We start from the raw sequence: 18,083 nt of genomic DNA, 5'->3' as shown, positions 1-18,083 counted from the left end.
TCTGTATAGCTTCAGATTCCCGCACAGAGCGAGCCCGCCCGCTGGCAGCAAGGGCTACGACTTGGAGCTGAAGATAGCGCTCTCAAGGCCTGATTGGCTTTGTGCAGTTCGCCAGTGCAGCAACAAGCTGCAGTTCGTAGCCCTCGCGGCGTTCAATCTCTGCCGCTGACGCCTGCACATACTGGTCCACCGTGGCGCCCGGCCGCAGGGCTTCTGTGGGCATCACCGGGCGGGCTGGCGTGTGCTCCTGACAGGCCACGGGCACGGCGACGTTCACGCGCGGAACTTCCAAATGATTTCCCTGTGTACCGCATGCCGATAAGGCGCAAGCAGCTATCAAAGCAATAGCTAATTTCATGGCTTCGCCCTCCCCTTCAGCCAGTCATCGACCCGGGCCTGCGCGCTGGCGCACACGTCGCCTGGCACCGGGGCGGGCGTGGACAGAATCTGGTCGGCCCGCTGGTTGTGCCCCTGGGCAGCGCTGGCAGCTGCGGCCCGGGCAGGGGCGGCATTGAGGGCCCGCTTGTCCGCAAGCTCGCGCAGGTCGTCCACGCTGTCACTGCATGCGCTGGCCGTCTGGCGGGCGCCGTCGCGCTGGCCCTCCATGGCGCGCAAGTCAGCCTTGGCAGTGGCAGTGTCGTCGCGCTGGCTCAGGTAGGCCCAGCCAAAGGCAGCATTCGCGGCAACGCTGATGGCCAGGGCGATCAAGATGGGGTTCATGGCATACCTCCGGCCACGGAATCAGCGCAGCGTGCCAGAGGCACATTGCCCAGGCGGTGGTCGGCCCAGCCCACGTTGAACATTGGCTTGTTCAGGCTCATGTAGTGCGCGCCCTGCTGGGCGTCCACCAGCTTCAATGTCAGCTCGCACGCCTTGATGCGGCCGCGCTTGCGCTCCAGCGCCTTGTAGGCGGCCAAGGTCTGGGCACCGATCTGGCCATCTGCCGCCACCATTGGAAAGTCGGCGCCGCCCCGGCTGAGGTGGTTCAGGCTCTGCTGGAACCAGCGCGCGGAGCGACCGGGCCCAGCGTTCACGCCTGCGTCCACCAGCTTTTCACCTACGGCGGGGGACATGGCGATCACGCGGTGGAAGTTCGGCCGCTCGATGTAGTCTTTGGCATAGAGCTGCTGGGCGAATTCCTTGGGCAGCTCGCGCATGGGGCCGGTGTACCCGGCATCGCGCGCCACGGCCACAGTCACACCGTGGTTCGTCTCGCCGCCCGGGTCGGCGGGGTTGTTGACGTAGCCGCCCTCGACCGCAAACACTCCCGCCACGATTGCCAGGACTGCGGCCCCGAGGGAAGACCAGACTTTTGCGCGGCTCACTTGTCGGCCCCCAGCTCGCCCAGCTCTGCTGGCTGCGTGGCGCCGCGCTCCAAGTCACGCTTGAGCATTTGCTTGCGCATGCGCTTCATCGGCAGTTCGTGCGCGAGGTAGCCATATATCTGCACGCCCAACCACGCGGCCGACAGAACGCCCACGGCGAGGTTCACCACTCCGAGGAATGTGCCCAGCCCAAGGAAGGCGGCCAGCCAGTTGACGATGTTCTTTGCCGTCATGGCCGAGTCGGGGTGCAGAATTTGGTCTTTCATGAGCCCGGATGATTCCGTCGCCCCTCAAAACCGTCGAACCCTACAGGGGGGATCGCACCATATCCTTCCTATGGGTTGAACCACCCCGCGTTGAATCCAGCGGGCGGCGTAAAGGCAAACGAGGTGGCGCCGAAATTGATGGTCTGGATGCCGCCCGTGATGGAGGAACCATTGCCCAAGATCGCGCAATAGGTATCGTTGGGCAGCCCACTGAAGGCGATGCCCCGGTCCACCCCGTTCGAGATGAAGCCGATCTCCCAGTCATCGAGGTTCACGTAGCAACCCACCCATTCCTCATAGTCCGGGTTAGGTGCATAGGCCGTCACCACGTCATTTGCGTAGATGTCGCCGCTATAAAAGTAGTAGCACCAGCCGTTGTTGGGCGCGCCGGGGTAGATGTCTTTGTCGTAGAGCGATGAGCGCACCACCCCGAACAAGGTGGCCTTTTGAGATGCGTCCACGCACTTGACCTCGAAGTACCACTTTCCCGAAGACTTTCCGATGTTTGAAACCGAAGAGCCAAACAGATTCGTGGTCAGGCTCAAGTTGCCACCCGTGAGGCCCGCAGCAGCACCAGTCCGCAAGGGGTCGAGCGTTGCGAAGCCAGAGACCGGCGGCGGCGCACCTTTCACCGAAATGAGCGCCCGTGTGGTGAGGAACATTGCGGGATCAGCTCCGGGTGTAGTTCTGACCGGCAACAAAAGCCAGCCAGTAGGTGCCATCGGCGATGAACGAAATCACATCCGTCTGACCCGCCGTGGCAGTGACGGTCGGCTCTGTACCACCCACCCACCGCACGCTCGACGGCCATGCCACCGTGCGGCTGCCCGTGCCGTCCTGCTTGAGCAGCACCGTGAACTGCTTGCCCGACGTTGCCGTGGGGAACGTGAAGGTGCAGTTGCCCGTGAGCGTGAGGCTGAACAGCGTGCCGTTGGCCAGGTTAATGGTGTAGGCCGTGCTGGTGTTCGCGGTAACGATGGTCTCGCGCAGGTCCCGGAAGGTCTGCAGGCCGGTCCAGGCGTTGGCCTGGGTGATGATCCAGGCCAGAACCGTTGCGCGCAGGTTGGTCCAGGTGAGCTTCTTGAGACCGAAGCTAGCGGCACTGTCGGCCAGCGGGATTTCGTCCGTCGTCGCAGGCGTGGCCTTGCTCGTTGCCGCGTTGGTCTGGGCCGCGACCACCGCAGGGATGTTTGCGACAGGCAGAGTGTCAATGGCGGGCATCTCAACGATGCCGCCGCCGACAGAAGCCAATGGCTTGCGCTCTGCCATGCCGTTACGCCAGCGTGACCGCCGGGCCGCCCTCGAAGTTCACTTCGGTAGCGCTGAGGGCCACACCAATGCGCTGCACCACGTTGCCAGAAGCACTCGGAATGGTCGCTCCGCCAGTCCCAGCCGTCGTCTGCAGGAACACGGGGCCAGGCGTCTGGCCAGTGACCTGGGTGTTCGTGCCCTCGAAGTACACCAGCGCGCTGGCACCGCTGGAGGCTGCGGCCAGCACAAAGCCGTGCACCTCTTTGCCAGCGGTGGTCGCGTCGGCCTTGCGTGCCTTGGCGCCCGTGCTATTCCAGATGTTCACCCAGTCGCCTGCGGCCAGGGCCTCGCTTGTGGTGATGGACTTCGTGTCGGCGCCGATGCCCACCGGCATCAGACTGTTGTCGAGTCGGCCGGTGTCATCCAGCGCGACGATGTCGCCAGCGTTGGCTGCGCCAGTCGAGGTCTGCACACCAAACACCTCGGTGAAGATGCCGTTGATGAAGCGGAGAAATTTCTTTGCGGCCATGGTGGGCTCCTATGCAAGGGTGATGGGGGGTTGAACGTCCACAAGGACAAGCGTGGCGGACAGCGCATGCGCAACCACTTGCGAGAAAACTGCGCCGCCCGGTATCGATTGAGTGAGCTGGCCCGCCGCGCCAACGAACACCGGCCCAGGTGTCCACGTCCAGCCTACGTGCTCTACCGTGAATGCGGTTTGCACGACTGCTTGATCGCCGGGGCTGTGGGCGCTGGTCAGGAGGCCCAGCACAGCCCCAAGGTGCGCGGGGTTGGTGCAATCGGCCTCCACAAGCAGGCCAGAGGCATCCACTGCGACTCCGCTGTGGCCACTCAACGGCGTGCCGCCGACGGTGACGGTGGTGACGCCTCCCGCCGGGCCCTGGATGCCCTGAGCGCCCCTGGGGCCCTGTTTGGCCTCCGTCACGATCTCCACGCGCTCTCGGGTTTCGACAAGAAGCCCTTGCCTGGCCTCCTCAACAAGGACCAGGGTTTCGCGCTCGATCAGAACGTCCGTCACCGGGGCACCTCCGCCGAAACGGAAATCCCGCCCTCCATGAGGCGGTCAACATCGTCGGGGTCGGCCGAATACTGGATCTCAAGCGCCCACACACCGCCCTCCCAGGTGATGCTGGTGGTCTCGGTAGCTCCCACCCAGAAATCGATGGTGCCCGCAGCACCGCCCAAGACGATCCCGCCGTTCTCGGTGGTGAGGTCGAGCAGCACATCGGGCGAGTCCACATCAGCACGCACCTGCATCCGCGCAGTGAAGCCGGTCAGGTCCACAGGCACGCCATCAGCCTTCCAGGTCCAGCCTGGATCGAACTTGGCGCCTTTGTAGATGATGAGTTTTCGCTTGGCGGGGGTCAGCATGCCCTGCAGTGTTCCGGCGCCCCGCCACGCCGTCGAACCCTACAGGGGGGATGCCCCGGTCAAATGGTCTGCGTGAGGGACGAGCTGCCGCTGATCTGCGCCGACGCTGACACCATGGCCCAAGCACTGGCCAGACGCTGCGACGACGTGGTCAGGCCCACCTTCGCCGCATCCATGCGGGCATCGTTCGTATGCAGCACGGCGTCGGTGTTCATCTTCGCCACCTGATAGGTGACTGACTGCCCCGCCTCATACTGCTTGATGTCGGCTTCCCAGCGCCGCATGTAGCTGCCCGCCTGCGCTTCCACGGCCGCAGCGCCGATGCGGTAGCCATCCAGCAGAACGCTGGATTGCCGGGCTGTGGCTTCGACCGTTGCACTGGCGGCCGCCAGGCGGGCGCGCCAGCCATCCCACTCCAATTGCTTCGCAGAAATCAGCGCCTGGTAGCGCGCCACCTCGGCCCGGGCACGTTCGGCCTGCGCCCCCACCTTGGAGCTGTACGCCTGCACCTGGGAGCGGTAGGCCTCCTGTTTGGCAGATTCCGCCTCCACGGTGGACTTGTACAGGTCGGCCTTGGCCGTCTCTGCGCTCACCGTGGCGACGAATGCGCGCACCTGCTCCGCGCCGGCCTGGATTCGGGACCGCTCCAGTTCGACCAGCGTCTGAGCCGCCCCCACGCGGGCTTTGTAAATCTCCACGGTGGCCATGGCCCCGTCGATCTCGGCCCGGTAGCGATCCACCAGGGACTTGTTGATGTCGGCCTTGGTTTGCTCCGCCTGCAGCTGGGCCTTGAAGACCTCGACCTTGTTCAGCTCGGCTTTGATGACCGTGTCGTAGGCACCGGCATACGCTTGGTAGCCCACCAGCAATGCCTTGAAGTATTCGATCTGCGCGTTGTGCGCGGCAATGGCGTTGTCGGCGGCGGTCTTCGCTGTCTCGAAGGCCAGCATCTCCAGCTTGTAGGCATCCTCCAGCAGGGTGGTTTCAAGCTGCGAAGCGAACTGGATGGTCCGCTCCAGGTTCTGCTGTTCCATCTCGGCTTGCTTGATCGCGATGTCGCGCGACAGGCTGGAAACCTTGTCCGCCGTCTCGCGGCGCGCATCTGCGAGCTGCCCGGCTAGCACCCCAGAAGGCAGCGGGAAGCCCAGCGCCTCAGCGCCGCGCAGCACCTCCTGCTCACGGGCCAGCCCGGCCAGGTTCTCACGCTCCCGGGCGCGGTCCCAGATGGCCTGTTCTACAGCGGCCGACAGGCCGGTGCCCCCCGCCAGCCGGGCCCGCAACGTGGCCTTGAGGTTGTCCAGCAGATCCGATGCGTACCGCGCCCCGGGCGAATAGGAGAACGGCACCGGCTCCAGCAGCGTGAGTGTGGGGATGTCGTCCAGCTTGTCCAGCCAGTCCTCATGCAGGTTGACGCCGCCGAAGGTGTGCGTGGTGAGGGACAGAAACGCCGGTGCATCTGGCAGCACGACCACCGGGGCGTCGGGCACGGCCACATCCCGCACTTCAGGCAGCGATGGCGCAGTACCAATGGTCAGGACGGGGGCAGCCGAGAAATTGAGCGCCGGGGGCGACACGTCGAAGTCGTCAATGCCAATCGACGGCAGGGGCGTGTTCAATTCGCGCGGCATCTGGTCTGGCACCTGCAGGCTGATGGTCGGCAGGGTTGGGAGATCCGGCACCTCGGGCAGGCTCGGTGCTGGTAGCGTCTCCCACTTCAGGCTGAAGGTGGGGGGCAGGTAGATGCTTTTGTTCAGCGCCTCCTGGAACCCCTCCACCGACTCCGTGGCCGCATCGGCCAGGTCGATGGAGCGCGTGTATTTGTCCTCAACGATGCTCGCGGGACCGTTGAAATCGAATTCGGCCATGATTTAAATCCTCCGTGTCTTTGACTCGTGAAGCAGCACCTCCACCCGGTCCAGCATGAATGCCTGCCCGTCTGGGGTGCGCAGACCAAACCCCAGGTAGTTTTCCCGAATACCCTTGCCCACCGGGCACCTGGTCTGCCCGCTGTCGCGCAATGGAAACCGATAGGTCCAGTTCTGGGTATTGCCGAACACCACCAGGTCCGCGCTCCCCGCCCCGCGCATGGCCAGGTACACCATGCTCGGGATCTTCTTGAGGGTCGATTCGCGCAGCGTTGCCGGGAGCGCCAGGTCGGCGACGATGGGCAGCCCGTCGTCGGTGCTCCCGACCAGTTCAAAAAGCCCGGTTGGGCCTCCGCCGTGCGTGGCGGTAATGCTATTAAATGCGTAGCGCGTGTATTCGGACACCGCGCCAGTGAGGGTGTTGCAGACGATGGCGTTCATACGACTTTCTCCACGAACCATTCGGGGTGCGATGGGTCGAGATCGGGAAACTGCTCGGAGAGCGGGCGGATGCCCCGCATGTCCACGACGTAGTGCAGGCGCTGTGCCGAGCCGATGTGCACTGTCACCACAGCCGCTGCGGTGCGGGGGTCCTTGGGCACAGACGATGTGATTTCCCCGTCCACGGTGAACCGCACTGCATCGGTCCCGCCAATCTCATTGGTCTGCGATGGCACGCCCACTCCGATCCCCGAATCGAAGGGCGAGTAGTCCAGGTCCATCGCGTAGTTGTAGTCACCGAGGCTAGGCAGGCCCGGCGGCGACGTGTCCAGCCACACTGATCCCTCGGCGGGGGTAACGCCGGGCTCGTTCAGGTTGTTGTGCAGCACGTCAATGATCGGTGGCCTGGCACTCTCGAACGGGATGCGTAGCACCTCCGTACCGCGCGACTCGCCGATCAGATGGTGTGTCACGTACGGCACGGCAGGTGGGAACGGGGTATCCAGGTCACTCGACTCGTAGGCCACGCTCTTGGTCCACTGCAGCGTGTACTCCAGGTACATCTTGGCCCGCAGCAGGCTGCTCATGAAGATGGGATGGCGCAGCGTCACAGAGATGCTGGCGTTCTGCGTACGCTCCCAGGTGAACGACTCGGCATAGGGCAGGCGCGTGTATTCGAAGTGGGTTTCCTGGGTCGCAACCTCATCGATCAGGGAGTCCTGAACCACCAGCTCCAAGCCGTCGATGACCCGCGTGAGGATGCGGCGGTCTCGCCGTGTAATCGTGCTGGCCCGCGTTTCTTCGGCCGTTTGCATGTCGCCCCGGGACCATGTCGGAGCAAACCCCCAGCTGTAGGTGCGGTGGGTGTCGGTGCGGTGCACCTGCTCGGCGCGGTGCTCCTCGGCGTATTTCTCGGTATCGTGGGTGACCTGGCCCAGGTCATTGAGCTTGGTGACCAGCACCAGGCCTTCCCAGTGGACGCTGCGCTGCTGCTGCGCCGTCCAGGCCCAGTAGCCCGACTCCGTCCCGATGGCGCCCCCGGGCGTTGGAGGCGGCGCAGGCGCCGCGATGTTGTAGTCGCTGGTCTGGGCGAAGCGGCACGCCCGGTGCTTCGTCATGTCGAACACACCGTCGGCCGTCAGCGTCACAGCGTCCGGCGGCACGCAGTCGAGCTGCAGCTCAGGCACAGGGTCTTCTGCTGCGGACACGGTCGGCAAGGTGCCGGGCACGGAGCTGGCGGCCGGGCCGGTGAAGACATAGGTCTCGTACCAAAGCATCACCTGCCGTGGCGCGCTGTTGAAGGCGCGGGTCACGCGCATGATCGTCAGGTTTATCCCAATCTGCACGAACCGCCGAAGGTAGCCGGTGGTCAGCGGCCGGATGAATCGGTTCCCCGTTGGGTGCACGCAGATGTTCTCATCGAGCCCGCCGCCGTGCCCGGGGGGAGCGGGCAGGTAGCTGTAGATCGGCGGCTGCGTGAATGTCTTCGGCTCGCCGTCGCTTTCGGCCTGGGTGTCCAGCCGTTCCTCGCAGTTGAAGGCGGGCGTGCAGGTGAAGCGCCGACCGCCCCCGATGTATGTGAAGGCGGGCCCCAGGTTGCCGCCAAGGAGCAGCGGCTTGCCGCCCCGGGCATGCGCCGCGAACTCACTCACGAAGCCCTTGTTTCCTGCCGCTGGATACCAGTAGCGCTGCCCGGAGGCCGGAATCTCCGGCAGCAGCTTGATCTTCCAGGTGTTGTCGGGGGCGCGGAACTTGCCGCCCGGGGTGATCAGCCAGGCTCGCGACACGTCACCGGCTGTGTGGGTTGCCAGGATGCCGCGAATGCTCTTGTCTTCCACGTCCGCGCCGCCCGGCTGGATCTCCATCACCGTCGAGTTGCCCACGGTGACAATGCGGTAAGGGGTGCCGTCAGGAAGGCGACCCAGCTCCGTGGGGTTAGGCACCACGGAGAACCGTGCGCGCATGCAGTAGGACGCAAAGGCGCTCTGTGCCATCGTCAACTGTGCGGCCGTTGCCTGCCCGCCGAGCACGCGCAGTGCATCCGGTGCGCGTCCGGTCACAGGCTGCCCCTTGGGGTCGAAGCTGTAGGCATTCCAGAGGCTCATTGCGGAACCGCGACGTACTGGGGGATTTCATCGACCACGCGAAAGGTCACGCAGACCTCGGCCGCAGTCGTCTTGTAGCGGTTCTGCGTGAGGCTGCTGGTCACCCCACCGGCAAACCCGGCCACGATCTCCCCTCCTGCAATGCAGAGCATGGCGTCCCCGCTGCCGGCGCCATCGCCGACGCGGAGCTGGTCGCCCGGGGCTGATACCCCGGAGCCCAGGACAACGGGCCCGCGCCGGGTGCTGCGGTAGGTCAGGCTCTCCCAGGTCGTCCCGGCCAGGAACACCAGTTCTTTGTCGGTGCCCACGAAAACACCATCGTCCACAGGCTGGATGGCCGTGATGCGGTCCTTCAGGGGCTTGAAGTCGCGCCAGTCGGCCAGGTGCGGCGCGAACGGGCGGCTGGCCCAGAGAACGTCTCCTTGTGCAACCAGCACACGGCCGCGCCAGTAGGCTGTGATCGTGCCCACCGGGAAGGGCCGCACGCCGATGGTCCTGCATGCGGTCACCAGCTGCGCATTTTTCCCGCCGAACTGGAACATGTCGCCCGTGATGCCCGCGCCCACAAGGTAGGCGCCCTCCCCGCTCTCGTTGCTCAGGTACACGCTGAGCGAATGGCCAGACAGCTGCGGGAGGCCGTCAATGCGCAGCCCACCCGAGACGATGGTGACGGGGGCGGAGCCAAGGGCCGGACTTTCTGCGCCATCCGCCAGGCGAACGTGGGTCAGGTAGTAGCGGTAGGCCCCCGGGAAGAGTTCGCCGAAAGCCGTGTCGGGCGCGCCCAGGCCAGTCGGCTCAGGCACGCTCCGGTCCAGGCTGACGAATCCGTCCGTGGTGCCCTGGATCAGCCCATTGCTGAACGCCGTTCGCCCGTCAGGCAGATTGCAGTACCAAAGACGCTCCGGGCCGATGGCTGGATGGACCACATGCCGCACGCCGCCCGGGTGCGTGGCCACCAGCTGGTTGCCAGCGGTCGAGAGCATGAAGCCCTGGCCATCGAACAGGTTCTTGTGGCACAGCGCAGAAACCTCGGTGAACCCCTGGCGCCGTGTGATTTCTCCGGTCTGGCCAATGTTCACATCGGTGGCCTTGATCAAGTCGGCGCCCTGCAGGCGGTGGGCAGGCAGAACGTTGTTGATCCCGGTGAAGCTCTCGAAGGTCAGCATGCGGATCCTCTACTCGCGGCGTGGTGCCCCATTTCCAACGGGAAGGCCTGGCGCGCGAAAGCCGTGAAGCGGGGTTGACCAGGGGCGCCGAGTTCCAGAACATGAGCGCCGCCGACCTCGACCAGGACGCCCGACGCCACCAGCGCGTGCGTGCCGCTGCGGCCCAGCTCTATGCCGCTGGGCGCCAAGCGGAAGCGCGCCACGGAAAGACCGAACTCCAGGGCCACCGCACCGGAAGCCTCGGCAAAGAAATCGGTGCCCGCCTCGCCCAGCTCCAGCACATGCGCGCCAGCGGCGAGGCCAACGAAGCCGAACCCTGGACCGCCCAGCTCCAATGGCTGAGCGCTGCCCGCATCAACGGTGATGCCGCCTGCATCGATAGCCAGGCCGCCCAGCTCCAGCACCCGCGCGCCGGGGGCGAACAAGGTGACATCAGCGCCCGGCTGCCCCATGAAGACGCTGTGCAGCCCGGTGTGCACCAGGTCCAGCCCCGCCGGTGAGGGGGCCACATTGAAGCCGATCTGGAAGGTGTGTTCGCCCAGCTCCAACGGCTGCGCGCCACCCACATCAAGGGCCCAGGCGATCGCGGGCACTCCGGCGGTGACCAGCTCAATGCCTTCGGTCTGCACGCCGTCGCTGTCGGTGCCGTTGATCTCCGCGCCGTTGATGAGGGGGTAGCCCATGGTCAGCTCTCGGACTGGACGAAGGTGCCCTTGAAGTAGAAGCGCCCCCGGAACACGCCACCGGCAGCCGGGGTGTCCAGCGTGAACTTCAGCCCGCCCACGCCGTCGCTGTCGGTCACGGCGATGCGGTGGATCTGGTTCGTGCCCAGGCCGGTGAGCGTCACCGCATTGGCGTACTTGGTGGGCGTGGCCGTGGTGCCGATGGAAATCACCGGGTCGGTGGTCACGCCTGCGCCCCGCTCGAAGCAGATAAAGCCCACTTCGCTCGGGTAGAAGCGCACGCCCGCCATGGGCAGGTTCTGCGTGATGCCGGTGGCCAGGTTGAGGCAGGTCCAGAAGTTGTCGAATCCGCCGCCCGGGTCGAACTCCATGGACGATCCGCCCGGCCCGGAGAAGTCAGGCTCGGTGGCGCCGGAGGTCAGGGGCCCGCTGCTCGGGTCGGTCATCCAGAGCAGGTACTGAAGTCCGTCAGGCGTCGTGGGCTGCACGATGGCGCCGTCGCTGTACGACGTGGCCGTGGCCCAAGTGGGCGCAACTCCCAGGTCAACGGTCGGCGTAGCGCCTGTGCCGTCCGGGGTCATGTGCCGGTCCATCAGGGTTACGCTGGTGGCTGCCACGCGCTGGAGAACTGGTGTGCCACCAATCAGCCATGCATCCTCAACGCCGTTGCCGATTGCGTTGATGGCCACCCCTTTGTAGGCCCGCACGGCCGCAGCCTGTTCGGTGGTGCCAAGCGCCAAGGCGCCGTTGTTCCCTGTGGTGCTTTCCCGGTTCTGGGCGAATGACTCCAGCATGGCGGCCGTCACCCGGGCCGAAATGATGGTGTCGGCGGCCCAGGCCACGGCAGACGTGCCCTCGCGCCCGCGCACGACGGTGAAGACCGTGCCGTTGTGCTCGGTGATGTGCACGATCTCATGCACGCCCGGGGCGGCCGGGTTCGTCAGGGTCGCTACCTGAATGAGCCCAGAAGCAGGGTCGTTCAGGTAGGTGAAGCGGTACACGGGCGGCTCGTCCTCGGCCGTGAAGGTCGTGGCCACATTCGTGAGCCCGGCAGCAATCTTGGCCGTCGCGTTGTTGGCAAAGGTGTGGAGCATGGGGCGCCCCCCTTACGCCGGGATCAGGCTGAGGATCTTGGCCGCGCCGTTGGACCAGCGCATCGACACGCCGCTGCCGTTGGTATCAACCGGGAAGCCAGTCACGTCGGTGACGTGCAGCAGCAGGGGCGAGGTCGCTGTGCTGCCGGTGTCCTTGTAGAACACCAGCGAGCCGATGGACGAGCCAGCGGCGAGGTTTCCGAAGTCGATATCGGTGGCGTCGAACACGCCGCCCGTGACCGACTTGCCAGCGAGGGTCTGGGCCGTGCCGATCACGGCGCCCAGGTCTGCCAGAAACTCGTCGGCGGGGTCGTACACATAGGCTTCGGGGATGGCCGCAACCTTGATCGTGTCCGTCTCGAAATTGATGGCGCCAGAGAACATCTTCTCCCCGCCCTTGGGGAAGACCGGGAGCTTGAGACGGGCGATCTTCTTGACCCCCGTATCCCAGGGGATGGTTACAGCACCGCCGTTGGTGGCGAACGGCAGGCCTGTGACCACATCGAAGTAGAACAGCAGCGGCGAAGTCGAGGCGTTGCCCGTGTCGCGGTAGACGATGACCGCCTTGATGGTGTTCCCCGGGGCCATGGCTCCGAAATCCAAGTCATCGGCATCAAGCACGCCGCCCGTGATGCTCTTGTTCAGCAGCTCCTGGTCGGTGCCCACGCGCGTGCCCACTTCCGAGAGGAACTCGTGGGCGGCGCTGAAGGTGTAGGCCGTGGTGACAAGGGCCGCCTTGATGGTGTGGGCCGCGAAATTGATGCCGGCGCTCAGAATCCTCTGGGCACCCTTGGGGTATGCGCTGTTTGCCATGTCTGGACTCCTGTGTAGGGCACAGTGTTCCCGGGCACGGCAGTTGGCGCGAACCCTACAGGGGGGATCGCCACTTTGTGGATTTCAGTGCTCAGCGCTACAATTTGGTTACCGCATCGGCGCCCCCGGTCGGTAGTGTTCGCTCGGCATTGACGGGACAACTCCAGTAGTGGGCATCCAACCCCACCATGCCGTGCAGACCAGTAGGCCCCAGTTCGCAAGACCTGGGGCTTATTTCTTTCTGGGCGGCAAACCGTCCGGCACCGCGCTTCTGGCGTCAAAAGCATCACCCACGCTCCCAAGTGGCATGCGGGCGTCGTAGCGCTTGCCCGTAACGAGATCGCGCATCCCCTCGTTGAGCAAAGACGGCTGCTGCCGCGCCTTTCCGGGATCGAAGTCAACACGCGAGCGCTTCGCCATTGCCTGCTCCGCAAAACGCAACACCTCCTCCGGCGAGTAGCCTTCCAGCATCACCCGCTTGTCGTGAAGATGACGGAGCGCGTCATTCGTCATGAGCACGTCGTTACTAGTCGATTTGAGGCCGGCGCGCCTCAATTGGTTGGCCTGCCCCTCTGTCACATCCCCGAGCCGATATGTACCGCTTCCCTTCCCCGCCTGCAGGTCCGCCAGCAGCCGCGCCTTGCCCTCAGGGGAGATCGCGCCCATCTGATTCACTGCCGGTGCGCCTGCTCCGATCCGCCCAGCCGAAGGTGCGACTGCCGGGCCCATGTCCGCGAAGCGAGAAAGCCCTCGCGCTGCGCCGACCATCGCACCAGGCGAAACCAGCGTGGCCATAGCCTCGGCCGCTGGGCGTCGCTCCGGCGTGACGACGCCTGCAGCCTCCATGCCCTGCCCTATCCACTCCGATCCACCCACGGGCGCTGGGTGCTGGTAGCCCAGCGGGCGCAGGGCCAGTGCGGCCAGGTCCACAGGGCCGCCGAGGATGTTGGCTGCAGTGCGGCCTGCCACATCGGACAGGCTGCGGGCGACATCGGATTGGAATCCGCGATCAGCCACTACGCCAGCCACTTGGCTCATGCGCGCGGCGGCGGACAGTGGCGGCGGATCTGCGGAAGGTGCCGGGGGATATCCGGCCGCGGGGATTTGGTCGCGCGCGGGGCGCGGTTGAGCGTCTTGGGGCACTGTGCTGGTCCTTGGTGAGGTGCACAGATTGCCCAAGGTTTCGCGAAGAAGCGAAACCTATTGGGGGCACAAAATCAGAGTAGTCAACTCAGACTGTTGCGGCGTCTTGTGCATTTGTTGGATGCACTGAAAGGCTTAGGCCAAGTAGCTTAAGCGTGTGAACGACTGTGTGAAAGCTAGGATTACCTTTTTCGCTGAGGGACTTGTATAGCCCTTCTCGACTTAAACCCAGCTCTCTAGATGCTTGCGACATTCTCCGCTGCGCTTTGAGAACGTCTCCGATTGCACTGAATAGTAGTGCTTGGTCTTCTTCATCGTTTAAAAACTCCTGAAGATAGGCTGCGCAGTCTTCAGGAGAGCCTAGAAACTCAGAGGCGTCAAACGCCTTGAGTTCTAAACCTCTCTCGAAGTTGGATTGCATTTTCATTCCTTAAATAAGAGTACAAAAAGACGGGCCAAGGCCCGTCTGATGTTCATAGCAGCTTTGCATCTGCTTTTGCGGCATCTATGTCCGCCTGCTGTCGATTCTTTGTTCCACCACCAAGAACCACCACCTTGTCGCCAACCCGCTTACAGTAAACCCTGTATCCTGGGCCATAGTCAATTACAAGCTCAGAGAGCCCGTCGCCAATAGGGCCAACGTCACCCCAGTTTCCATTTTCCAATCGCTTCAGTCGAGAAAGAATTTTCGCTTTTCCAACTGGATCTTTCAGACCATGGACATATTCGCTGAATTTCGCTGATCGCTCTACATCAAGTTTTTTGCTCATGTGAAGATATTCGACAATCGAATCTCCTGTAAGGTTTTATATTTTGCATAATTGCTTCCTTTGAGGTTTAAAAGATAGATCTAAAACGTGGCACACGAAGTGTGAACCACGGTTGACATTGTAGCCGAATGCGAAAAGCTCTGCAACACCCCTCGCGCAGCGGCACTCGTAACAAAAACAAAACGAAAAAAAGCCCTCATACGAGGGCTTTTGCATTTGGTCGGGCGCCTTTCCCTGCGGCGGTGGCACACCGGAGCGCAGTCGCGATCACTACGGGAGCTACATCGCTACTGGCAGTAGGCCACGCTTCCAGTCACGGAACATGTGCGCCCGTCGCTTCTGAAGAGAGTCGCACCCGAGCCAGAGTAGGAGGCTCCGTATTCATCTGTGCAGATACCGCCCGTGCACGTAAGCATGAACTCTTTCTGTGCGGCTTGGCGCCTGCGCGACTCCTCGCGACGCTGCGCCGCCCGCTCGGCTTCGGCCTTGGCGTCCCAGCGGCTGCCGTTGTTGGCAATGCTCCCGGCCGAGGTCGCAGCGTTCTCGCGGTTCTTGCGGGTCTGCCAGTCGTCTACCGGAGGCTGGGTCTGCTGCATGAGCATCCGGCGTTCCTGCTCAGCGAGTTCCCGTTCCTGCTCCGCGAAACGGCGGTCCTGCTTGCGACTCTCGGCCTCGTAGGCTTGCTGGCGCTCCTGCTGGATTTCCGCCTGCGTGCGCTGCCGCAGGATCTGACCGCCCGATTGCCCCGCATCGCAGGGGCGATCCGAGAACATGAGCTTGCCCGTGGCGTCCTCGCAGCGGTGCACCTGGGCGCCGGCCACGGTGGCAGCCAGCGAGAGCGCGATGAAGATGGCGAGCTCGGTTGTGGTCATTGGTCCCCTCCTGGGAAGCACTGTAGCAGCGGAGCCTAGGCGGGAAAAAGCCCGCGCGGCGCGGGTTGCGGGGTCAGAGCGGCCCGTCGTCGCCAGGCGGCCACAGCGACAGCAGAAGGCCGACGATCATGCCCGCAAAGATGGCATTCACAGCAAGGGCGGCCTCCATCGTTCGCTTCGATGTACGGCCCATTCCAGTCAAATCCAACATGGTGCGCGCCCGGCTGGCGTATCTGGCCCGCGCTTTACGTGTGTAGCGGAGTAGTGCATTTGTCGTGGCTGCACTGTGCTACCGCACGAATGTTCGGCCCGCCCTACTGGGGCGAGTGCTACATTGGGGATCAGGAGGACATTCCATGGAAACAAAGAAAAATCCAGGCGATCTGTGGCGTAGGTTTACCAATTGGGCACCTGCATTAATCGTTCTTTTGGTGTTGGCCGCCATGACAACAACCGCTTTTTTTTACGTCACTGCAAAAGCACAACGCTTTCTGCCCGGGGATTCCGAAAAATTTAGACTGGCTGAACTAGGGCAAATGGGCGATTACTTCGGAGGTCTGGTCAACCCCGTAGTGTCGTTGGCCGCTCTAGCATTGCTTGCTTGGTCGATTCGCATTCAAAAGCAAGAGTTGGCTGAAACGCGTAAGGCACTTGAGGAATCAGCAAGTGCACAACAAGCACAAGCGAAGGCCAGCATGGATTCTGTGCGACTGGCAGCACTCACTGCCATGCACGACGTCCTGTCTCGTCGTGAACCTGCGCTGAACTCTCGAGCGATGGAATTGAGTAAACAAATAATGGCGGCAAGTAGCACCAGTAATGTTATTCCATATCTTCAGAATGAAATAAAAAAGGTACAGGACGAGCTGAATGCAATTTCTGCTGAGAAAGAGAAATTCAGCACTCAGATCCTCGAAATGCTTTGAGCAGCAGCGGATGCCAAAGTGGCCCGCCGATGGACTGGAAGAACGAGGGAAAGCATGACAGTTTGTGTAGCCGCAATTTGCGCGGATGGAAGCGCGGTGGTTGCTGCCGCTGACCGGATGATCTCAACACCGGACAACCAGACGACCCGCACCAAAGTCCACTATTTGACGAAACAAGTGGTGGCGCTTATTGCGGGGGATGTGGCGCTCCACACCGAATTGCTGAACGAAGTTCGCACTATCGTGGATGCTTCATCGGAAGAGCCTGATGTGCAGACTGTCAAGAATATCGCGGATGCATATGGACAGGCGTACACCGAAGCGAAGCGGCGCATGGCTGAGCGGCACTACCTGTCACCCCTCGGGCTTAATTCGGCAACCTTCATACAAAACCAAAGGTTGATGAACGAGTCAATCGTTACAGAACTCACGCGAGAGCTGCTGTCATTTCCAATGAGTGGATGCTCGGCAATCTTCATAGGTATCGATGCCAGCGCGGGCTATTTGCGCGCACACCTGTACTCCGTAGTGAATGGCCGGGTCGCTTGCCACAATGACACTGGCTTCGTAGCAATAGGGGTTGGTCAGTACCAAGCCGAATCCAGCCTCATGTTCGCCGGGCATACCCCTGAGATCAGCATTGACGCTGGTGTTTACTTGACTTTCGCTGCCAAGAAAAGGGCCGAAGTAGCGCCGGGCGTAGGCAGGGAAACAGATGTCGCAGTGGTCTCGGTTAAAGATGGCGGGGCGATGACACTCTTCCCGAACGTCGTTGACCACCTGACGGATATTTACTTGGAGGCTGAAGCCAACCACACTCGCACAAACACCCAAGCTGTCATCAAATGTCATGAATACATTGACACACTCCGGATTCCCGAGGTCAAAGCTGAGCCAGGCTCCCACGAAGAAGTTACTTTCTCCGGGACACCTCCTCGGGACAACCCTTCCGGACAGCTCGTTTCAGGGGTCAGAACTGCCACCGCCACTTCAACTTCCGGTGTTCAACACGATGCTGGCACTGGTGGAGAAAAAGAAGGCTGAGGCACGCAAGGCCTGAGACCTACTCCCGCTTGCCAAGCCAGAGATCACCCCACCCGCGCTATCACCCTGCTTCATTCCGCCCATGGCCTACAGACCACGCCGCCCCCTCGCTGAGTCGGGAAAACTGCTGCGCGGACGCAAGGGCGCATCAAGGTTCATGGCGCTGATGGTCGCCTGAGCCAATCCGGACAGCGAATCCCACGAGGAGAGAGAAAAAGCCCACGAACTGCGGACAGGATCAGGCGACCGCAACAAACTCCACCATGCTCCTCGCCTGCTCGAACATTCCGCACACCGTGTGGAGTCGCCGGGCGTACCAGCAGTCTTGGCGGCTGAAGAGCCGCTTGCCCAGATTGACCGCGCTGGCGACCTGGAGCCATTCCGCAGCGAAGGTGTCGTAGTCTGGATACTCCGTGGCCATCATCCGCTGGACGTGGGCTCGCGCGAGAGACACGGCGAAATCGATATCGCTGTCGGCGTCGTCCCAGCGCTCATCGTTGCAGCGGATCTCTTTGAGCCCGGAGAGGCTCATCTCCGCCTTGGCCAGCGCCAATGTGACCACCTGCTGGAAGGTGGGTAGCCCTTCCTTTGGCGTGCGAGACCCCACCGCTTCCGCTGAACGGGTCAATGATGTAGCATCCATACCGAATCCTTCGAGTGCATTGATTGATTCATAGAAACGGCCAGCAGGGTCCAAGCTGCTTGGCCGTTTCGCCTTGTTGGGGTCCATTCTTGCCCCTGGGTACCAAAAAACAAAGTTGATTCCATCGACTTTTCTTTGCTCGCATACGGATCGAGCATAGAGCTTGGCTCCAAAAAAACACCCTCGAAAAACGCCCAATTCGGTCGCATCTCAAGGAAAGCTGCAAGCAACTCTTCTTCAGGAAGAAGTCTGGCAGGGCCGCCCCCTCAAAACACCCCCAAAAA

The 18,083-nt window shown here is 62.9% G+C and carries 23 protein-coding genes; 2 read left to right on the top strand and 21 right to left on the bottom strand.

Annotated elements, in window-relative coordinates:
* Window positions 1-82: 82 nt before the first annotated feature.
* The 20 genes from ACSQ3O_RS11095 to ACSQ3O_RS11000 form a co-directional block, all read right to left on the bottom strand.
* Complete coding sequence (locus ACSQ3O_RS11095; protein WP_436138905.1) at window positions 83-358, bottom strand: hypothetical protein; 276 nt, start codon at window positions 356-358, stop codon at window positions 83-85.
* The gene (locus ACSQ3O_RS11090) at window positions 355-720 is read right to left on the bottom strand and encodes a hypothetical protein (RefSeq protein ID WP_436138904.1); all 366 of its coding nucleotides are present in this window, start codon (window positions 718-720) and stop codon (window positions 355-357) included. Before ACSQ3O_RS11090 ends, ACSQ3O_RS11095 begins: the two co-directional genes overlap by 4 nt.
* Window positions 717-1,325 carry a glycoside hydrolase family 108 protein gene (locus tag ACSQ3O_RS11085; protein WP_436138903.1) on the bottom strand — a complete coding sequence of 203 codons (609 nt, stop codon included), beginning with the start codon at window positions 1,323-1,325 and terminating at the stop codon, window positions 717-719. The genes ACSQ3O_RS11090 and ACSQ3O_RS11085 overlap by 4 nt, the downstream gene beginning before the upstream one ends.
* Window positions 1,322-1,591 (bottom strand): hypothetical protein, encoded by a 270-nt coding sequence (locus ACSQ3O_RS11080; RefSeq protein WP_436138902.1) that lies wholly within the window; start codon window positions 1,589-1,591, stop codon window positions 1,322-1,324. The genes ACSQ3O_RS11085 and ACSQ3O_RS11080 overlap by 4 nt, the downstream gene beginning before the upstream one ends.
* Window positions 1,592-1,659: 68 nt before the next feature.
* A complete protein-coding gene (locus ACSQ3O_RS11075; RefSeq protein WP_436138901.1) occupies window positions 1,660-2,253 on the bottom strand; it encodes an SPRY domain-containing protein in 594 nt (197 codons plus the stop codon).
* Between the two features lie 7 nt (window positions 2,254-2,260).
* The gene (locus ACSQ3O_RS11070) at window positions 2,261-2,860 is read right to left on the bottom strand and encodes a hypothetical protein (protein ID WP_436138900.1); all 600 of its coding nucleotides are present in this window, start codon (window positions 2,858-2,860) and stop codon (window positions 2,261-2,263) included.
* 4 nt (window positions 2,861-2,864) lie between these two features.
* Window positions 2,865-3,371 carry a hypothetical protein gene (locus ACSQ3O_RS11065; protein ID WP_436138899.1) on the bottom strand — a complete coding sequence of 169 codons (507 nt, stop codon included), beginning with the start codon at window positions 3,369-3,371 and terminating at the stop codon, window positions 2,865-2,867.
* A gap of 9 nt (window positions 3,372-3,380) precedes the next feature.
* A complete protein-coding gene (locus ACSQ3O_RS11060) occupies window positions 3,381-3,881 on the bottom strand; it encodes a hypothetical protein (protein ID WP_436138898.1) in 501 nt (166 codons plus the stop codon).
* Window positions 3,878-4,234 carry an LtfC-like domain-containing protein gene (locus tag ACSQ3O_RS11055; protein ID WP_436138897.1) on the bottom strand — a complete coding sequence of 119 codons (357 nt, stop codon included), beginning with the start codon at window positions 4,232-4,234 and terminating at the stop codon, window positions 3,878-3,880. The genes ACSQ3O_RS11060 and ACSQ3O_RS11055 overlap by 4 nt, the downstream gene beginning before the upstream one ends.
* 59 nt (window positions 4,235-4,293) lie before the next feature.
* Window positions 4,294-6,099 (bottom strand): hypothetical protein, encoded by a 1,806-nt coding sequence (locus tag ACSQ3O_RS11050; RefSeq protein ID WP_436138896.1) that lies wholly within the window; start codon window positions 6,097-6,099, stop codon window positions 4,294-4,296.
* Between the two features lie 3 nt (window positions 6,100-6,102).
* Window positions 6,103-6,540: a hypothetical protein gene (locus ACSQ3O_RS11045; RefSeq protein ID WP_436138895.1), complete on the bottom strand. Its 438-nt coding sequence runs from the start codon at window positions 6,538-6,540 to the stop codon at window positions 6,103-6,105.
* On the bottom strand, window positions 6,537-8,645 hold the full coding sequence (locus tag ACSQ3O_RS11040; RefSeq protein WP_436138894.1) for a hypothetical protein: 2,109 nt from the start codon (window positions 8,643-8,645) through the stop codon (window positions 6,537-6,539). The genes ACSQ3O_RS11045 and ACSQ3O_RS11040 overlap by 4 nt, the downstream gene beginning before the upstream one ends.
* The gene (locus ACSQ3O_RS11035) at window positions 8,642-9,811 is read right to left on the bottom strand and encodes a hypothetical protein (RefSeq protein WP_436138893.1); all 1,170 of its coding nucleotides are present in this window, start codon (window positions 9,809-9,811) and stop codon (window positions 8,642-8,644) included. The genes ACSQ3O_RS11040 and ACSQ3O_RS11035 overlap by 4 nt, the downstream gene beginning before the upstream one ends.
* Window positions 9,805-10,494 (bottom strand): hypothetical protein, encoded by a 690-nt coding sequence (locus ACSQ3O_RS11030; protein WP_436138892.1) that lies wholly within the window; start codon window positions 10,492-10,494, stop codon window positions 9,805-9,807. The genes ACSQ3O_RS11035 and ACSQ3O_RS11030 overlap by 7 nt, the downstream gene beginning before the upstream one ends.
* Window positions 10,495-10,496: 2 nt before the next feature.
* Window positions 10,497-11,588, bottom strand: coding sequence for a hypothetical protein (locus ACSQ3O_RS11025; protein ID WP_436138891.1), 1,092 nt, complete (start codon window positions 11,586-11,588; stop codon window positions 10,497-10,499).
* 12 nt (window positions 11,589-11,600) lie between these two features.
* Complete coding sequence (locus ACSQ3O_RS11020) at window positions 11,601-12,401, bottom strand: hypothetical protein (RefSeq protein WP_436138890.1); 801 nt, start codon at window positions 12,399-12,401, stop codon at window positions 11,601-11,603.
* Between the two features lie 231 nt (window positions 12,402-12,632).
* Window positions 12,633-13,544 (bottom strand): hypothetical protein, encoded by a 912-nt coding sequence (locus tag ACSQ3O_RS11015; protein ID WP_436138889.1) that lies wholly within the window; start codon window positions 13,542-13,544, stop codon window positions 12,633-12,635.
* Window positions 13,545-13,632: 88 nt separating this feature from the next.
* Window positions 13,633-13,965, bottom strand: coding sequence for an addiction module antidote protein (locus tag ACSQ3O_RS11010; RefSeq protein ID WP_436138888.1), 333 nt, complete (start codon window positions 13,963-13,965; stop codon window positions 13,633-13,635).
* 52 nt (window positions 13,966-14,017) lie between these two features.
* Complete coding sequence (locus ACSQ3O_RS11005) at window positions 14,018-14,314, bottom strand: type II toxin-antitoxin system RelE/ParE family toxin (RefSeq protein ID WP_436138887.1); 297 nt, start codon at window positions 14,312-14,314, stop codon at window positions 14,018-14,020.
* A gap of 287 nt (window positions 14,315-14,601) precedes the next feature.
* Window positions 14,602-15,186: a DUF4124 domain-containing protein gene (locus ACSQ3O_RS11000; protein ID WP_436138886.1), complete on the bottom strand. Its 585-nt coding sequence runs from the start codon at window positions 15,184-15,186 to the stop codon at window positions 14,602-14,604.
* A gap of 356 nt (window positions 15,187-15,542) precedes the next feature.
* On the opposite strand from ACSQ3O_RS11000, the gene ACSQ3O_RS10995 reads away from it, so the two are divergent.
* Together ACSQ3O_RS10995 and ACSQ3O_RS10990 are read left to right on the top strand one after the other, a co-directional pair.
* The gene (locus tag ACSQ3O_RS10995; protein ID WP_436138885.1) at window positions 15,543-16,112 is read left to right on the top strand and encodes a hypothetical protein; all 570 of its coding nucleotides are present in this window, start codon (window positions 15,543-15,545) and stop codon (window positions 16,110-16,112) included.
* 54 nt (window positions 16,113-16,166) lie between these two features.
* On the top strand, window positions 16,167-17,156 hold the full coding sequence (locus ACSQ3O_RS10990) for a hypothetical protein (RefSeq protein WP_436138884.1): 990 nt from the start codon (window positions 16,167-16,169) through the stop codon (window positions 17,154-17,156).
* Window positions 17,157-17,394: 238 nt separating this feature from the next.
* Here ACSQ3O_RS10990 and ACSQ3O_RS10985 read toward each other — a convergent pair whose 3' ends face one another.
* Window positions 17,395-17,886, bottom strand: a complete 492-nt coding sequence (locus ACSQ3O_RS10985) for a hypothetical protein (RefSeq protein ID WP_436138883.1) — start codon at window positions 17,884-17,886, stop codon at window positions 17,395-17,397.
* Window positions 17,887-18,083 lie beyond the last annotated feature (197 nt).

Origin of the sequence: Acidovorax sp. LjRoot74 (assembly GCF_964254355.1) — a bacterium.
In the GTDB taxonomy this organism is placed as follows: Bacteria; Pseudomonadota; Gammaproteobacteria; order Burkholderiales; family Burkholderiaceae_C; genus Acidovorax.
Note: the sequence above shows the minus strand (reverse complement) of the source record. Positions and strands in the feature narration are given on the sequence as shown.

What these genes read in the sequence shown, in the direction of transcription:
- ACSQ3O_RS11095 (WP_436138905.1), bottom strand. Translation starts at nt 358, where the DNA reads ATGAAATTAGCTATTGCTTTGATAGCTGCTTGCGCCTTATCGGCATGC.
- ACSQ3O_RS11090 (WP_436138904.1), bottom strand. Translation starts at nt 720, where the DNA reads ATGAACCCCATCTTGATCGCCCTGGCCATCAGCGTTGCCGCGAATGCT.
- ACSQ3O_RS11080 (WP_436138902.1), bottom strand. Translation starts at nt 1,591, where the DNA reads ATGAAAGACCAAATTCTGCACCCCGACTCGGCCATGACGGCAAAGAAC.
- ACSQ3O_RS11075 (WP_436138901.1), bottom strand. Translation starts at nt 2,253, where the DNA reads ATGTTCCTCACCACACGGGCGCTCATTTCGGTGAAAGGTGCGCCGCCG.
- ACSQ3O_RS11070 (WP_436138900.1), bottom strand. Translation starts at nt 2,860, where the DNA reads ATGGCAGAGCGCAAGCCATTGGCTTCTGTCGGCGGCGGCATCGTTGAG.
- ACSQ3O_RS11065 (WP_436138899.1), bottom strand. Translation starts at nt 3,371, where the DNA reads ATGGCCGCAAAGAAATTTCTCCGCTTCATCAACGGCATCTTCACCGAG.
- ACSQ3O_RS11055 (WP_436138897.1), bottom strand. Translation starts at nt 4,234, where the DNA reads ATGCTGACCCCCGCCAAGCGAAAACTCATCATCTACAAAGGCGCCAAG.
- ACSQ3O_RS11050 (WP_436138896.1), bottom strand. Translation starts at nt 6,099, where the DNA reads ATGGCCGAATTCGATTTCAACGGTCCCGCGAGCATCGTTGAGGACAAA.
- ACSQ3O_RS11045 (WP_436138895.1), bottom strand. Translation starts at nt 6,540, where the DNA reads ATGAACGCCATCGTCTGCAACACCCTCACTGGCGCGGTGTCCGAATAC.
- ACSQ3O_RS11040 (WP_436138894.1), bottom strand. Translation starts at nt 8,645, where the DNA reads ATGAGCCTCTGGAATGCCTACAGCTTCGACCCCAAGGGGCAGCCTGTG.
- ACSQ3O_RS11035 (WP_436138893.1), bottom strand. Translation starts at nt 9,811, where the DNA reads ATGCTGACCTTCGAGAGCTTCACCGGGATCAACAACGTTCTGCCTGCC.
- ACSQ3O_RS11030 (WP_436138892.1), bottom strand. Translation starts at nt 10,494, where the DNA reads ATGGGCTACCCCCTCATCAACGGCGCGGAGATCAACGGCACCGACAGC.
- ACSQ3O_RS11025 (WP_436138891.1), bottom strand. Translation starts at nt 11,588, where the DNA reads ATGCTCCACACCTTTGCCAACAACGCGACGGCCAAGATTGCTGCCGGG.
- ACSQ3O_RS11020 (WP_436138890.1), bottom strand. Translation starts at nt 12,401, where the DNA reads ATGGCAAACAGCGCATACCCCAAGGGTGCCCAGAGGATTCTGAGCGCC.
- ACSQ3O_RS11010 (WP_436138888.1), bottom strand. Translation starts at nt 13,965, where the DNA reads ATGCAATCCAACTTCGAGAGAGGTTTAGAACTCAAGGCGTTTGACGCC.
- ACSQ3O_RS11005 (WP_436138887.1), bottom strand. Translation starts at nt 14,314, where the DNA reads ATGAGCAAAAAACTTGATGTAGAGCGATCAGCGAAATTCAGCGAATAT.
- ACSQ3O_RS11000 (WP_436138886.1), bottom strand. Translation starts at nt 15,186, where the DNA reads ATGACCACAACCGAGCTCGCCATCTTCATCGCGCTCTCGCTGGCTGCC.
- ACSQ3O_RS10995 (WP_436138885.1), top strand. Translation starts at nt 15,543, where the DNA reads ATGGAAACAAAGAAAAATCCAGGCGATCTGTGGCGTAGGTTTACCAAT.
- ACSQ3O_RS10990 (WP_436138884.1), top strand. Translation starts at nt 16,167, where the DNA reads ATGACAGTTTGTGTAGCCGCAATTTGCGCGGATGGAAGCGCGGTGGTT.
- ACSQ3O_RS10985 (WP_436138883.1), bottom strand. Translation starts at nt 17,886, where the DNA reads ATGGACCCCAACAAGGCGAAACGGCCAAGCAGCTTGGACCCTGCTGGC.